Raw genomic sequence first — 14,618 nt, 5'->3', positions numbered from 1 at the left:
AGCTCTCCGAAGAACTCGGCTTGCGCCCGAGGGGATCAGGGTGAGCAGCAGAAGCGTCGGACCGACCAGGAACACGAACACCGCCAACGCGCCGGCGATGAACATGTTGAGGTTGGAGAGAGCGCGGATTCCCCGTTTGACCCCGGACACGGCCGAGATCACGAACAATCCGGTCAGCACCGCGAGGATCGCCACCAGAACGCCATTGCCGAGCGCGCCGGCCCCGGTGACCAGCTTGCAGTCCGCGGCCGATCTGCAGCGTGCCGATGCCGAGCGAGACGGCCGTGCCGAACAGGGTGACGATGATCGCGAAGATGTCGATGACCGCCCCCAGCCAGCCCTCCACCCTCTTGCCGAACATGGGCGCGAAGATGGCCGACATGAGCGGTGCTCGACCGCGGCGATAGGCCCCATACGCAATCGCTCCCCCGACGAGCGCGTAGAAGCCCCAGGCGAGCGGCCCCCAGTGGAACATCGTCTGGGCCAGTGAGACCTGCATCGCCCGAGTGGAGTCGGGCTGGACGGCGATCCCCGGCGGCGGCGAGGTGAAGAATGTCAGCGGCTCGTACGGGCCGTAGAACAGCAGTCCTATCCCCATGCCGGCCGAGAACAGCATGGCGATCCACGACATGGTCGAGAACTCGGGCTTCTCGTCATCCGCCCCGAGGCGAACGCCGCCGGTGCGACCGTAGGCGAGCACGAGCATGTAGACGAGCACGACCAGCACGAGGCCCGAGAAGAGCCAGCCGAAATTGTCGGTCTCCCATCGCAGCGCAGTGGCGCCCACATCCCGGAGCACCTCGGGGGCCACGAACGACCAGACGACCACAATCAGGACCAGTCCGCCCGCGATGCCGAACACCGTCCAGTTCGTCCCGAATCGGCGTCCCGTCTCCTCGACTCCGATCCCCGGGATCAGCGCCGGGTGGATGCTCTCGGTCATTCCCGACGGATGCAGTGGCGTCGTGAGCATCCCGCGCCCGCGTGCACGCGCCGATCGTCTGCCAGCATCCATCTGTGCCACACCTCCGGTCCCGCGGCGTCTGCGCGAGCTCGTGCTGATCACGGTACTGACTCGGGCCCCGCGCCGACAGGGGAACGTGCGCAGGCGGATCAGATCACGCGCCGAACGCTTAGGCTGGGTGGGTTGTCGCCGGTGCCATCAGCGCCGGCCGCGGCATCCATCGACCCCTACCACGGGAGCAACGCAGTGCCTGGAGAGAACCTCACCCGTATCGAGGCGCAGCGAGCGCCGCGCTGTCGTCGACACGCAGGAGTATGACGTCGTCCTCGATCTGACGAAGGGGGCCGAAGTCTTCTCGTCGACCTCGACCGTCCGCTTCACCTCGACGGAGGGGGCGTCGACCTTCATCGATCTGATCGCCCGCGAGGTCCACTCGATCACCCTGAACGGCCGGGCGATCGACCCCCAGGTCGCCTTCGCCGACTCGCGGATCGCGCTGGACGGACTGACGGCGCAGAACGAGCTGATCGTGGTCGCCGACTGCCTGTACACGAACACGGGCGAGGGTCTGCACCGCTTCGTCGACCCGGTCGATGGCGAGGTCTACCTCTACTCGCAGTTCGAAGTGCCCGACTCGCGCCGCATGTTCGCCGTGTTCGAGCAGCCGGATCTGAAGGCGGGCTTCCGGTTCACGGTGACCGCGCCGGCCGAGTGGACGGTCGTCTCCAACGCCCCGACCCCCGCACCGGTCCCGGCCGAGGACGGCGCGGCGACCTGGTCGTTCGAGCGTACCCACCGCATCTCGTCCTACATCACGGCGCTGATCGCCGGCCCCTACGAGGTCACCCGCTCCGAGCTGACCAGCGCCTCGGGTCGCGTCATCCCGCTCGGCGTCTATGCGCGCAAGAGCCTGTGGGAGTACATCGACGCCGACTACATCTTCGAGAAGACCCGCGAGGGCTTCGCGTACTACGAGTCCAAGTTCGACTTCCCCTACCCGTTCACCAAGTACGACCAGCTGTTCGTGCCCGAGTTCAACGCAGGCGCGATGGAGAACGCGGGAGCGGTCACCTTCACCGAGTCGTACGTGTTCCGCAGCAAGGTGACGGATGCCGTCAAGGAGCGCCGGGTCGTCACGATCCTGCACGAGCTGGCCCACATGTGGTTCGGCGACCTGGTCACCATGAAGTGGTGGAACGACCTGTGGCTGAACGAGTCGTTCGCCGAGTGGGCCTCGACGATCGCCACCGCCGAAGCGACCGAGTGGTCCCGGGCGTGGACGACGTTCAACGCGATGGAGAAGAGCTGGGCCTACCGGCAGGACCAGCTGCCCTCGACCCATCCTGTGGTCGCCGAGATCAACGACCTGGAGGACGTACAGGTCAACTTCGACGGCATCACGTACGCCAAGGGCGGCTCGGTGCTCAAGCAGCTGACCGCCTGGGTCGGCATCGACGAGTTCTTCGCCGGCGTGGCCGCCTACTTCCAGAAGAACCAGTGGGGCAACACCGAGCTGGTCGACCTGCTCACCGAGCTGGAGACCACCAGCGGCCGCGACCTGGGCGCGTGGTCGCAGAAGTGGCTCGAGACGGCCGGCGTCAACACGCTCTCGCCGCTGATCGAGGACAACGCGGACGGCGTGATCACCCGGTTCGGCGTGGTGCAGACCGCCCCCGCCGACTACCCCACCATCCGCCCGCACCGCCTCGGGATCGGCTTCTACAACCTGGACGGCGACGCCCTGATCCGCGTGCATCACATCGAGCTGGACGTGGACGGCGACCGCACGGACGTGCCCGAGCTGAAGGGCCACAAACGGCCCGACCTGGTGCTGCTCAACGACGACGACCTCGCCTACGCGAAGATCCGCCTGGACGACCGGTCCCTGGCCACCGCGATCGCACACCTCGACAAGATCTCGGACCCCCTGGCGCGCTCTCTGGTGTGGGGCGCGGCGTGGGATCAGACGCGTGACGCCGAGTCGTCCCCGAGCGACTACATCGACCTCGTGCTCGGCAACATCGGCGCCGAGACCGAGTCCACGACGCTTGCGCACGACTCTCGGCCAGCTCCTGCTGACGGCCAACAGCTACGTGGCGCCCGCGCACCGCGACGAGTCCCGCACCCGGGTGGCCGACGGCCTCTGGCAGCTCGCGCAGGCCGCCGAGGCCGGCAGCGACAGCCAGCTCGAAGCTGGTGACGGCATTCGCCTCGGCGGCCGCCACACCGGCGCAGTGGGAGGATGTGCGGCGCCTGCGCGACGGGGAGGCCGACCTGGACGGCCTGCAGATCGACACCGACCTGTCCTGGCAGCTTGCTGGTCTCGCTCGCCGCCGGCGGCAAGGTCACCGCCGCCGACATCGATGCGGCACTGGCCGCCGACAACACCGCCAAGGGCGGGGAGTTCGCCGCCCAGGCCCAGGCCGCACTGTCCACCCCGGCCGCGAAGCAGGCCGCGTGGGACCGGCTGGTCGTGGGCGACGATCTGCCGAACACCGTCGTCCGTGCGGCGGCCGCCGGCTTCGTGCACCCCGCCGGCGCGGCGCTGCTGGAGCCGTTCACAGCCCAGTACTTCGACATGCGCTGCCGATCTGGAACGCGCGCACCTACCAGATCGCCAACTACCTGATCGGGGGGCTCTACCCGGCGCCGTTGGCCGACGTCGCGCTCCGCGACGCCACCCGGGCCTGGCTGGCCGAGCACGCCGACGCCCCGGCTTGCGCTGCGGCGCCTCGTCGCCGAGAACCTGGCCGGCGTCGAGCGGGCTCTGACCGTGCAGGCCCGCGATCAGCAGGACTGACCGCCCCGCGGCATCCGTGTCAGGCACCCTGCCGGCGACGTGCGTCGTCCCGCGGTGCCGGTCCCATCCGGGAAGACGGCACCCCGGGCCGATGCGGGTCGCCGGTGACGGCCGCTAGCGTTCAGACATGATCACAGCAGAGCACCTCACGAAGAGATTCGGGGCGAAGACCGCGGTCGACGACGTGTCGTTCACCGTGCAGCCCGGAAAGGTCACCGGGTTCCTCGGGCCGAACGGCGCCGGCAAGTCCACCACGATGCGCATGATCGTGGGCCTGGACCGGCCGACCGCGGGCGCCGTCACCGTCAACGGCTCGCGGTATGCGGCCATGCGCGCCCCGCTCCGCGAGGTGGGGGTGCTGCTGGATGCGAAGGCCGTGCACACCGGGCGCACGGCGCGCAATCATCTGCGTGCGATGGCGGCCACCCACGGCATCCCGTCCCGCCGCGTGGACGAGGTCATCGAGCTGGCGGGCATCGCCTCGGTGGCCCGCAAGCGCGCCGGGAAGTTCTCGCTCGGCATGGGCCAGCGCCTCGGGATCGCTGCCGCCCTGCTCGGCGACCCGCAGACCCTCATCCTGGACGAGCCGGTCAACGGGCTCGACCCGGAGGGCGTGCGGTGGGTCCGGCAGTTCGTGCGGCGCGCCGCCGGAGAGGGCCGGACCGTGCTGCTGTCCAGCCATCTGATGAGCGAGATGTCGCAGACCGCCGATCGGGTCATCGTGCTCGGCCGGGGCAAGGTGCTCGCCGACGCGCCGCTGGACGAACTCGTCCGCTCCTGGACCGTGGCCACCACCCGGGTGCGCAGCCCGCGTGTGGCCGAGGTGGTGTCGCTGGTGGCCGGGTCATCGGTCACCGTCACCGCCACCGCCCCGGACACCGTGGAGATCAGCGGGGTCCCGGCCGCACGCGTCGGCGATCTGGCCGCCGAACACGGCATCCCGCTGCACGAGCTCACCCCGACCACCGGGTCGCTCGAGGACGCCTATCTGGCTCTGACCGAGCAGTCCGTCGAGTACGCGAGCGCCGACTACCCGACAGGAGACATCTCATGACCACCGTCACCGCTCCCGCCCCGGCACGTGTCCGCGCCGTCGACGACGTGCGACTGAGCTTTCCGCGCATGCTGAACAGCGAGACGATCAAGCTGCTCACGCTGCGGTCCACGTGGTGGTCGATCGCCGTCGTGGCCGTGCTGTCGGTCGGCCTCGCGGCGATCGTGGCCGCCTCCATGCGCGCCTCCTTCGCCTCGGCCCCCGCGGAGGCCCTCGACCTGCCGCGCATGCTCGCCTCGGCGGTGATCTCGCCGATCCAGTTCACGATGCTGCTGGCCGGCGCGCTGGGCGCGATCGCCATCACCGGCGAGTACTCGACGGGGATGATCCGCTCGACCCTGGCCGCCGAGCCCCGACGCGGGGCCGTCGTCGGCGCCAAGGCCATCGTCGTCACGGCCCTGATGGGGCTGGTGAGCCTGGCCGTGTTCGCGATCTCGACCATCCCGGTCGCCGCGATCCTCGGCACGTCGCCGATCGACATCGGCGACCCGGGCATCACGCTCCTGCCGATCCTCTACGGCGCGCTGGCCATGGCGGTGTTCGCCGCGATCGGGCTGTCGTTCGGGTTCGTGCTTGCGAGCGGCGCCGGCGCCATCGCCGCCACGGTCGGGCTGCTGTTCGTGCTGCCGATCGTGGGCAGCATCTTCCCCGCGGAGGGAGCGTGGAGCTGGCTCCACGACGCGGCGCAGTATCTGCCGATGTTCGCGGCGATGGTGGTCACCACTCCTCCGGGCGCCGAGGGGACGATGAGCGTCCCCGTGGCGCTGATCACGCTGGGCTGCTGGGTCGCCGCCGGGCTCCTGGGATCCTGGGCGGTCCTGCGATCCCGCGACGCGTAGCCGGATGTCCCCGGCATGACGAAGGCTGGTGAGCCGGAGGTCCGCATCCTCGAGGATGCGGACCTCCGGCTGCCGCGTCCGCCGGGCGTGATCCGACGGTTCTGGGCGCGGCATCCGCTGTTCACCGACATCCTGATCGCTCTCGCCTGCCTGCTGCTCGCCATCCCCGGCGCCACGAATGCGCGCCGCGTCGACTCCGCGGGTGCGGGCCCGGGCGCGGAAGCACCGTGGTGGGGATTCTCGCTGGTCATCGTCCTCCTGATCCTGGCCACCAGTGCCGCGCTCCTCGTGCGCCGGCGGGTGCCTCTGCTGCCGTTCGCGCTCGCGACGGCACTGCAGCTGACCACCATCGCCGCACCGCACGGTGCGGCCGTGCCGGCGCTGGTCGTCGCCACCTACGCGTTGGCCGTCTACGGCTCCAACCGCATCTGCGTGATCGCCGCCCTGGCCTGCACGGTGCTCGTGACGCTCGCCACCGCCGCCGCCCTCGCCGTGACCGACCCGGCGCTCGCGCTGATGTCGGCGCTGAACACGTTCTTCAACACCGGATTCTCGGTGCTGGTCGGCGCCCTGGTGGGCGTGAACATCGGGAACCGTCGCCGATGGATCGCCGCGATCCTGGACCGCTCCCGGCAGCTGGTGATCGAGCGCGACCAGCAGGCAGAGCTGGCGGCGGCGGCCGAGCGCGAGCGCATCGCGCGCGAGATGCACGACATCGTCTCGCACTCCCTCACCGTGATCGTCGCACTGACCGAGGGCGCCGGGGCGACCGCTGATCGCGACCGCGCCCGAGACGCGACGGATGCCGCGGCCGCTACCGCGCGGCAGGCGCTGAACGAGATGCGCACGATGCTCGGCGTGCTCCGCACCGACGGCGTCGCCTCGCCGCTGGCGCCGCTGGCCCCCGTGCCGCCGCAGGAGAGCGTCGCCGTCGCACAGCGTGCCGGATTCCCGGTGTCGCTGAGCACCACAGGTGAAGACCACGTCCCGGCGCCGATCGCGTACGCCGTCGGACGGATCGTGCAGGAGGGCGTGACGAACGCGATCCGGCACGCGCCGAACGCGTCGAGGATCACGGTGCGCGTCGCCTACGCGACCGACGACGTGACGGTCCGGATCGACAACGACGGCGTCCGGCCGGCATCGACGCCGCCGGGCTTCGGCCTGCGCGGGCTGGCCGAGCGCGCGGCCCTCCTCGGCGGCGAGCTCCGGTCCGAGGGCCGCGACGGCACCTGGCGCCTGCGCGCCCGCATTCCCATCCCGCATCCGGTCCAGGGGGACGCATGACCGCACCCATCCGCGTCGTGATCGTCGACGACCAGCAGCTCATCCGGGTCGGCTTCCGCCTGATCCTCGAGTCCGAGCCCGACATCGAGGTGATCGGCGAGGCCGGTGACGGCGCCGAGGCGATCGAGGTCTCGGCCCGAGACGCGCCGGACGTCGTGCTGATGGACATCCGGATGCCGCGCCTGGACGGCATCGAGGCGACCCGGCGGATCGTCGCCGCGCATCCCGCGACCCGCGTGCTGGTGCTGACCACGTTCGACCTCGACGAGTACGCGTTCGGCGCGCTGCAGGCCGGCGCCAGCGGATTCCTGCTCAAGGACGTCCCCCGCCACGACCTGGTCGCCGCAGTGCGCGCCGTGCACCGGGGGGACGCGATCCTCGCTCCGCGCGCGACCCGCCTGCTGATCGAGAGGTACGCCGCCGCCCCGGTGCCCGCCGACCCCCGACCGCGCTCACCGAGCGCGAGCGGGACGTGTTCACCGCCATCGGACGGGGCCTGACGAACGCCGAGATCGCGGCGGAGCTGTTCCTGAGCGAATCGACGGTGAAGACGCACGTCGGCCGCATCCTCGCCAAGCTCGACGCCCGCGACCGCGTGCACCTGGTGATCCTGGCCCATCGGATGGGACTGGCGCGCTGAGTGTCCAGGCGGCCCCGAGGCATCCGTCGTTCAGGATCGAGACGATGTCCGCCGTACTCGCCTCGCTGACCGCCTTCGCCGCGGACGCACCTGCGCTGCCCGCCTGGATCACCGGCGCCGTGGACGTGCTCGTGGAGGCCGGATGGCGAGTCCTCTCGGCCCTGTGCATCGTAGTGGGCGCCGTCGTCGTGGCCTGGCTGCTGCGCATCCTCATCCGCCGGGTCGTGAACCGCATCGTCAATGGGGCCAAGAACAAGGCGCAGGTCGCCGACACCCAGGCCCTGGAGCGCTCGCCGCTGGCCTCGGTGCGGCTGGTCCAGCGCACCCGCACCCTCGGCACGATCCTCAGCAACATCGTGAATGTGCTGGTGGGCGTGATCGCCATCATCCTGATCGTCAACGTGCTGTTCCCCGGCATCCTCGGCTCGTTCGCGCTGCTGACCGCCGCGCTGGGCGCGGGCCTCGGCTTCGGCGCCCAGAACATCGTCAAGGACGTCCTGAACGGGATCTTCATCGTCGCCGAGGATCAGATCGGCATCGGCGACGTCGTCGATCTGGGCCTGGCCACCGGCATCGTGGAGTACGTGAGCGTGCGCGTCACGCACGTGCGCGACGTCAACGGCACGCTCTGGTACGTGCGCAACGGCGAGGTCACCCGGATCGGCAACATGTCCAAGGGCTGGTCGCGCGTCATCGTCGACGTATCGGTGCCCGTCGACGCGGATGTCGCGGCGGTGGAGGACGACCTGATGGATGCCGCGACCGGCCTGACGAAGGACCCGAAGTGGCGCAGCCGCATCACCGGGTTCCCCGAGGTGTGGGGCCTGCAGTCCGTGGCCGGCGAGAGCCTGCTGCTGCGGATCGTGCTCAAGACCCGGGCGCACGCGAAGGACGACGTGGCCAGCGAGGCTGCGGTTGCGGCTGAAGGCGGCGCTGGACACCGCGGGTGTGACGGTGGCCGAGTTGGGATCGGTCGTGCTCACCGGTGCCGAGGGCGCCCAGCGGGTGCGCGGCGCGAATCCGCCCAAGACCAAGCCCAACCCGATCCCGGACGACGTGGTGTGGAAGCCGAAGAAGGGCAAGGGCCGCGGCCCCGGTGCCGATCCGAAGGGAACCCCATGAGCCAGAGCGCTCCCCTCTCGTTCTACGACGAGATCGGCGGGCACGACGTGTTCGTCCGGCTGGTCCACCTGTTCTATCAGGGGGTGGCCGCCGACGAGATCCTGCATCCGATGTACCCGGAGCACGACATGGACGGGGCCGAGGAGCGGCTGCGGATGTTCCTGGAGCAATACTGGGGCGGCCCGAGCACGTACAGCCAGCAGCGCGGCCACCCTCGGCTGCGGATGCGGCACGTCGCGTTCCACGTCAACCCCGAGGCGCGCGACCGCTGGCTCGGCCACATGCGCGACGCCATGGACCAGCTCGAGCTGGCCCCGCTGCATGACGCGACCCTGTGGGACTATCTGCAGCGCGCCGCCCACTCGATGGTGAACACGTTCGAACCGACCCCGCCGCCCGCGCCGAAGGAGACGCCATGACCACCGAGGCCGCACACAGCACCGACCTGCTCGTCATCGGGTGGGGGCTGGCCGGCCTCGTCGCCGCGGCCGAGGCCGCCGAGGCCGGCAAGCGGGTCGTCATCGTCGACCAGGAGCCGCGCACCAACCTCGGCGGACAGGCGTGGTGGTCCTTCGGCGGGCTGCTGTTCATCGACTCGCCGGAACAGCGCCGGTTCGGCATCCGAGACTCTCCCGAGCTGGCGCGGCAGGACTGGTTCGCCACCGCCGGCTTCGACCGGGACGAGGATGCCTGGCCCCGGCGCTGGGCAGAGGCCTACCTGGAGTTCGCGCACCACGAGAAGCGCGCCTGGCTGCGCGAGAAGGGCGTCGGCTTCTTCCCGGTGGTCGGCTGGGCCGAGCGCGGCGGGTACACCGCCACCGGTCCGGGCAACTCCGTCCCGCGGTTCCACATCACCTGGGGCACCGGGCCGGGCGTGGTCGCGCCGTTCCAGGCCGCGGTCGAGCGTGCCGAGGCCGACGGACGGATCACGATCCTTCCGCGGCACCGCGTCACCACGCTGCGCACCGACGACGGGACCGTGACCGGCGCCGCCGGCGACATCCTCGCGCCGTCCGGCGCCGCCCGCGGCATGGCGACCTCGCGCGAAGTCGTCGGCTCGTTCACCGTCTCGGCGGCCGCCACCGTGGTCTCGGCCGGCGGCATCGGCGGCAACCACGAGCTGGTGCGGCGCAATTGGCCCGAGCGGCTGGGGACGCCGCCGCAGACCATGGTCACCGGGGTGCCGGCCTACGTCGACGGATCGCTGCGAGCAGGTCAGCGCCGACGCCGGGGCGCGGCTGATCAACACCGACCGGATGTGGCACTACGTCGAGGGCATCCAGAACTGGGATCCGGTCTGGCCGGGCCACGGCATCCGGATCCTCCCCGGACCGTCCTCGGTGTGGCTGGACGCCACCGGGCGCCGCCTGCCGGTGCCGCTGTTCCCCGGATTCGACACGCTGGGCACGCTGGAGCACCTGCGCGCCACCGGCCACGACCACTCCTGGTTCGTCCTTTCGCAGCGGATCGTGGAGAAGGAGTTCACGCTCTCCGGCAGCGAGCAGAACCCGGACCTGACCGGGAAGGACGTCCCGCTGCTGGTCAAGTCGCGGCTGGGCAAGGGTGCGGCCGGCCCGGTGCAGGCGTTCCTGGACCACGGCGCCGACTTCGTCGTGCGCGAGCGGCTGGACGACCTCATCGACGGGATGCGCGCGCTGCCTGGCGGCGACGTGCTGGACCCCGAGCGGGTGCGGATGGAGGTGGAGGCGCGCGACCGCGAGATGGACAACGACTTCACCAAGGACGCGCAGATCGCGATGCTCCGCTCGGCCCGTGCGTACCGCGGCGACCGGCTCATCCGGACCGCCGCGCCGCACCGCATCCTCGACCCCGCCGCCGGCCCGCTGATCGCGGTCAGAGCTGCACGTGCTGACCCGCAAGTCGCTCGGCGGCATCCAGACCGACCTGTCTTCGCGTGCGCTCGGCGCCGACGGCCGCCCGATCCCGGGCCTGTACGCGGCCGGCGAGGCGGCCGGCTTCGGCGGCGGCGGCGTGCACGGGTACCGGGCGCTGGAGGGCACGTTCCTGGGCGGGTGCCTGTTCTCCGGCCGGGTGGCCGGGCGCGCGGCGGCCGCCGCGCTCTGACGCGTCAGGTGCGGCTCTGACGTCTCAGCCCAGGGATGCCCCGGTGGCGCGCACGCCGGTCATGCCGGTGTGCGCCGGACCCCGCCACAGCACGTGGCCGCGGCGGAACGACAGACGGGTCCACCGCCCGCACCCGCGCACCGGGACCCGCTCGGGCTGATCGCCGAGGAACCCCATCGTGACCGCGACGAACGCGACGCCCCGCGGCATCCCCGCCACCTCGTCGTCGGGCTCGCTCCAGATCCGGCCCCGGACGGTGCGGACCACCTGCTCCCCCGGATCGAACGGCAGGGCGTGGGCGACAGCCGACATCCCCCAGGCCGCGCGCGCCCGCAGCGCATCCGCCGGCAGCTCGCCGAGGTCCTCCCAGCCGGTGCGCGGCAGCGGCGCGGACGACCACAGCGTCGGCGCGACCGCCGTGTCCGGCAGCACGACCGCGCACGGATCGTCGGACGCCGACTGCAGCGTGACCGCCTCGACCACCAGATCGCACTCGAGCTCGGGATCGGCCGGAAGCACCCGCATCCCGAGGATGGTCGGCGTCGCGTCCAGCAGCCCCTGCCGCACGAGCGGGGCCGCGGTGGTGCGCAGCATCCCACCCGTCGCCTGCAAATGGACGGCGCCGTCACCGGTACGCGCGGCACGACCGGCGAAGGTGAGCAGGTCGGCGGCGGCGTACGGATCCGGGAACACGAGTCGCTGCGCCATCGGTCCTAAGCTTAGGCACGTGACCGACGCCACCGCCTCCGCCGATCCGATCACGGCCCTGCTGCAGGTGCTCGACCTGGCCGAGTCCGATGCCCGCACCACCGAGGACATCTTCGTCGGCCTCTCACAGCCGATGCCGCAGGGCCGGGTGTACGGCGGGCAGGTCCTGGCCCAGTCGATCGTGGCCGCGCAGCGGACCGTCGAGGTCGGGCGCACCGCGCACTCCATGCACGGCTACTTCCTGCGGCCCGGCGACGCATCGGCGAGCATCACGTTCTCGGTGGACCGCATCCACGACGGCCGGTCCTTCTCGACCCGGCGCACGCAGGCGTTCCAGGCCGGAGTGCCGATCTTCTCCATGATCGCGTCGTTCGAGGACGAGACGCCCGGGCTCGAGCACCAGGCGCCGATGCCCGACTTCCCTGGACCGGACGACGTCCCGGGCGACGCCGCCGCCCTGCGCACCCACCCGCTGTCGCACCGGTTCTTCGCCGAGAGCCCGCTGGATGTCCGGCACATCCCGTCACCGATCTACCTGTCGGTCGACGGCTCGCCGCAAGCCGCATCAGGCGGTCTGGATGCGCACGCGCAAGCGGCTCGCCGACGACCCGGCGCTGCATCGGGCCATTCTCGGCTACCTGTCGGACATGACGATCCAGGAGTCCATCCTGCGCGCTCACGGGGTGTCCTGGAGCACCCCCGGCCTGAAGCTGGCCAGCCTCGACCACGCCATGTGGTGGCATCGCGACGGGCGGGTGGACGAGTGGATGCTGTACGTCCAGGAGTCGCCGAGCGCCCAGGCCGGGCGGGGCCTCGCGCAGGGCCGGATCTACACCGAGGACGGCGTGCTGCTGGCCTCGGTCGCACAGGAGGTCATGGTGCGGCTTCCCGCGCCGCGGTGAACATGCCGGCCGAGTCGGCGGCGATCAGCGCCGGTGCGCGTAGACGATCGGGTCGCCGAGATAGGGCTCCCAGGCCGCGCGCTCGATCTCGCTGAGCCGCATCGGTCGTCCGCTGACGGCATCCACCTTCACCACGATCGCGGTCGACCGGGCGTACACCCGCTGACCGTCGGCACCGGCGGTCTGGGTCGGCGAGCACACTTCGTAGCAGACCTCGAGGCTGCTGCCGCCGAGGCTGCCGAACCACATCTGCACGTCGAGCGGATGTCGCTGGTACGGCACCGGCGCGAGGTACTCGATCTCCTGTCGGGCAATCAGCGTGAGCACGCCGCTGTCCAGTCCGGTGCTCAGGACCGCGGTGTCCGGGGCGTCCTCCCCGGCTTCGGCCGCCAGAACGCGCGCACCCGCGCCTCTTCGAGGAGCTTGAGCATCGCGGTGTTGTTGACGTGGTTGTAGGCGTCCAGATCGCCCCATCGCAGGGGCATCGGGACGTGGAGCCTCCGGCCCGCGCGCTCAGTCACGCGTCAGCTTGCGGTAGGTCGAGCGGTGCGGGGTCGCGGCGTCCGGTCCGAGGCGTTCGATCTTGTTCCGCTCGTACGCCTCGAAGTTGCCCTCGAACCAGTGCCACTTGTCGGGCTGCTCCTCGGTGCCCTCGTACGCGAGGATGTGCGTGGCGATCCGGTCCAGGAACCAGCGGTCGTGAGTGATCACCACGGCGCAAGCCGGGAAACTCGAGCAGCGCGTTCTCCAGCGACTGCAGCGTCTCCACGTCCAGGTCGTTGGTCGGCTCGTCCAGCAGGCAGGTTTCCGCCCTGCTTGAGCGTGAGCGCGAGGTTCAGCCGGTTCCGCTCACCACCGGACAGGACGCCGGCCTTCTTCTGCTGGTCCGGCCCCTTGAACCCGAACTTCGACACGTACGCCCGTGAAGGGATCTCGATCTTGCCGACCGTGATGATGTCCAGCCCGTCGGAGACGACCTCCCACAGGCTCTTGTCCGGATCGATCCCCGCACGCGTCTGGTCGACGTAGCTGATCTGGACCGTCTCGCCGATCTTCAGGTCGCCGCCGTCCAGCGGCTCCAGGCCCACGATCGTCTTGAACAGCGTCGTCTTGCCGACGCCGTTGGGCCCGATGACCCCGACGATGCCGTTCGGCGGCAGGCTGAAGCTGAGTCCGTCGATCAGCGAGCGGCCGTCGAAGCCCTTCTCCAGCTTCTTCGCCTCGATCACGATGCTGCCCAGGCGCGGGCCCGGCGGGATCTGGATCTCGTCGAAGTCGAGCTTGCGGGTGCGCTCGGCCTCGGCCGCCATCTCCTCGTAACGGGCCAGACGCGCCTTCGACTTTGCCTGACGGCCCTTCGCGTTCGACCGCACCCAGTCCAGCTCTTCGGAGAGCCGCTTGGCGAGCTTCGCGTCCTTCTTGCCCTGAACCTGCAGGCGCTCGGACTTCTTCTCCAGGTACGTCGAGTAGTTGCCCTCGTAGCCGATCAGCCGGCCACGATCGACCTCGGCGATCCACTCGGCCAGGTTGTCCAGGAAGTATCGGTCGTGCGTGACGGCGATGACGGCCCCCGGGTACTTCTGCAGGTGCTGCTCGAGCCACTGCACGCTCTCGGCGTCCAAGTGGTTGGTCGGCTCGTCCAGCAGGAGCAGATCGGGCTTCTGCAGCAGCAGTCGGGTCAGGGCCACGCGGCGCTTCTCACCACCCGACAGGGTCGCGACGGCGGCGTCGCCGGGCGGGGTGCGCAAGCGCATCCATCGCCTGCTCGAGCTGCGAGTCGAGGTCCCATGCGTCGGCCGCATCGATCTCCTCCTGCAGCGTGCCCATCTCGGCCAGCAGCGTGTCGAAGTCGGCGTCGGGGTCGCTCATGAGCGCGGAGATCTCGTTGAAGCGGTCGAGCTTGCCCTTGATCGCGACGCCCTCCTGGATGTTCTCCAGGACGGTCTTGGACTCGTCGAGCTCGGGCTCCTGCATCAGGATGCCGACCGTGTAACCGGGCGAGAGCATGGCCTCGCCGTTGGACGGATGGTCCAGCCCGGCCATGATCTTCAGGATCGTCGACTTGCCCGCGCCGTTGGGTCCGACCATGCCGATCTTCGCGCCCGGCAGGAACGCCATGGTCACGTCGTCGAGGATCAGCTTGTCGCCCACGGTCTTGCGGGCTCGCACCATCTGATAGATATATTCAGCCATTCGAAAACGCTCTCCCTGCATGAC

The 14,618-nt window shown here is 70.5% G+C and carries 5 protein-coding genes and 9 pseudogenes; 9 read left to right on the top strand and 5 right to left on the bottom strand.

What is annotated here, in order from left to right; translation table 11 throughout:
* Positions 1-75 precede the first annotated feature (75 nt).
* Both L2X98_RS22555 and L2X98_RS18535 read right to left on the bottom strand, forming a co-directional pair.
* A pseudogene (locus tag L2X98_RS22555) lies at positions 76-414 on the bottom strand (BCCT family transporter); the annotation flags it as partial.
* Positions 296-943: pseudogene (locus L2X98_RS18535) on the bottom strand (BCCT family transporter); the annotation flags it as partial. The pseudogenes L2X98_RS18535 and L2X98_RS22555, both read right to left, overlap by 119 nt.
* Positions 944-1,210: 267 nt before the next feature.
* Here L2X98_RS18535 and pepN point away from each other — a divergent pair.
* The 8 genes and pseudogenes from pepN (at position 1,211) to L2X98_RS18495 (ending at position 10,791) form a co-directional block, all read left to right on the top strand.
* A pseudogene (gene pepN, locus L2X98_RS18530) lies at positions 1,211-3,764 on the top strand (aminopeptidase N).
* Positions 3,765-3,891: 127 nt separating this feature from the next.
* Entirely contained in the window at positions 3,892-4,818 is a 927-nt protein-coding gene (locus L2X98_RS18525) for an ABC transporter ATP-binding protein (RefSeq protein WP_259611843.1), read from the top strand.
* Positions 4,815-5,657, top strand: a complete 843-nt coding sequence (locus tag L2X98_RS18520; RefSeq protein WP_259611842.1) for an ABC transporter permease — start codon at positions 4,815-4,817, stop codon at positions 5,655-5,657. The genes L2X98_RS18525 and L2X98_RS18520 overlap by 4 nt, the downstream gene beginning before the upstream one ends.
* 15 nt (positions 5,658-5,672) lie before the next feature.
* The gene (locus L2X98_RS18515; RefSeq protein WP_259611841.1) at positions 5,673-6,944 is read left to right on the top strand and encodes a sensor histidine kinase; all 1,272 of its coding nucleotides are present in this window, start codon (positions 5,673-5,675) and stop codon (positions 6,942-6,944) included.
* Positions 6,941-7,584, top strand: a pseudogene (locus tag L2X98_RS18510) (response regulator transcription factor). The gene L2X98_RS18515 and the pseudogene L2X98_RS18510 overlap by 4 nt, the downstream one beginning before the upstream one ends.
* Before the next feature lie 44 nt (positions 7,585-7,628).
* Positions 7,629-8,198, top strand: a pseudogene (locus L2X98_RS22550) (mechanosensitive ion channel family protein); the annotation flags it as partial.
* Between the two features lie 504 nt (positions 8,199-8,702).
* Entirely contained in the window at positions 8,703-9,125 is a 423-nt protein-coding gene (locus tag L2X98_RS18500; protein ID WP_259611840.1) for a globin, read from the top strand.
* Positions 9,122-10,791: pseudogene (locus L2X98_RS18495) on the top strand (FAD-binding dehydrogenase). Before L2X98_RS18500 ends, L2X98_RS18495 begins: the two are co-directional and overlap by 4 nt.
* Before the next feature lie 24 nt (positions 10,792-10,815).
* On the opposite strand, the gene L2X98_RS18490 reads toward L2X98_RS18495, so the two are convergent.
* Positions 10,816-11,499, bottom strand: a complete 684-nt coding sequence (locus tag L2X98_RS18490; RefSeq protein WP_259611839.1) for a DUF8185 domain-containing protein — start codon at positions 11,497-11,499, stop codon at positions 10,816-10,818.
* A 49-nt stretch (positions 11,500-11,548) separates the two neighbouring features.
* Between L2X98_RS18490 and L2X98_RS21945 the strand changes: the two are divergent.
* Positions 11,549-12,401: pseudogene (locus L2X98_RS21945) on the top strand (acyl-CoA thioesterase).
* A 24-nt stretch (positions 12,402-12,425) separates the two neighbouring features.
* Here L2X98_RS21945 and L2X98_RS18475 read toward each other — a convergent pair.
* Both L2X98_RS18475 and ettA read right to left on the bottom strand, forming a co-directional pair.
* Positions 12,426-12,886: pseudogene (locus tag L2X98_RS18475) on the bottom strand (acyl-CoA thioesterase).
* A gap of 28 nt (positions 12,887-12,914) precedes the next feature.
* Positions 12,915-14,594: pseudogene (gene ettA, locus L2X98_RS18470) on the bottom strand (energy-dependent translational throttle protein EttA).
* Positions 14,595-14,618 lie beyond the last annotated feature (24 nt).

Source organism: Microbacterium elymi (assembly GCF_021582895.2).
Lineage (GTDB): Bacteria > Actinomycetota > Actinomycetes > Actinomycetales > Microbacteriaceae > Microbacterium > Microbacterium humicola.
The sequence above is the reverse complement of the archived record's forward strand: the minus strand, read 5'-3'. Positions and strand labels throughout refer to the sequence as shown.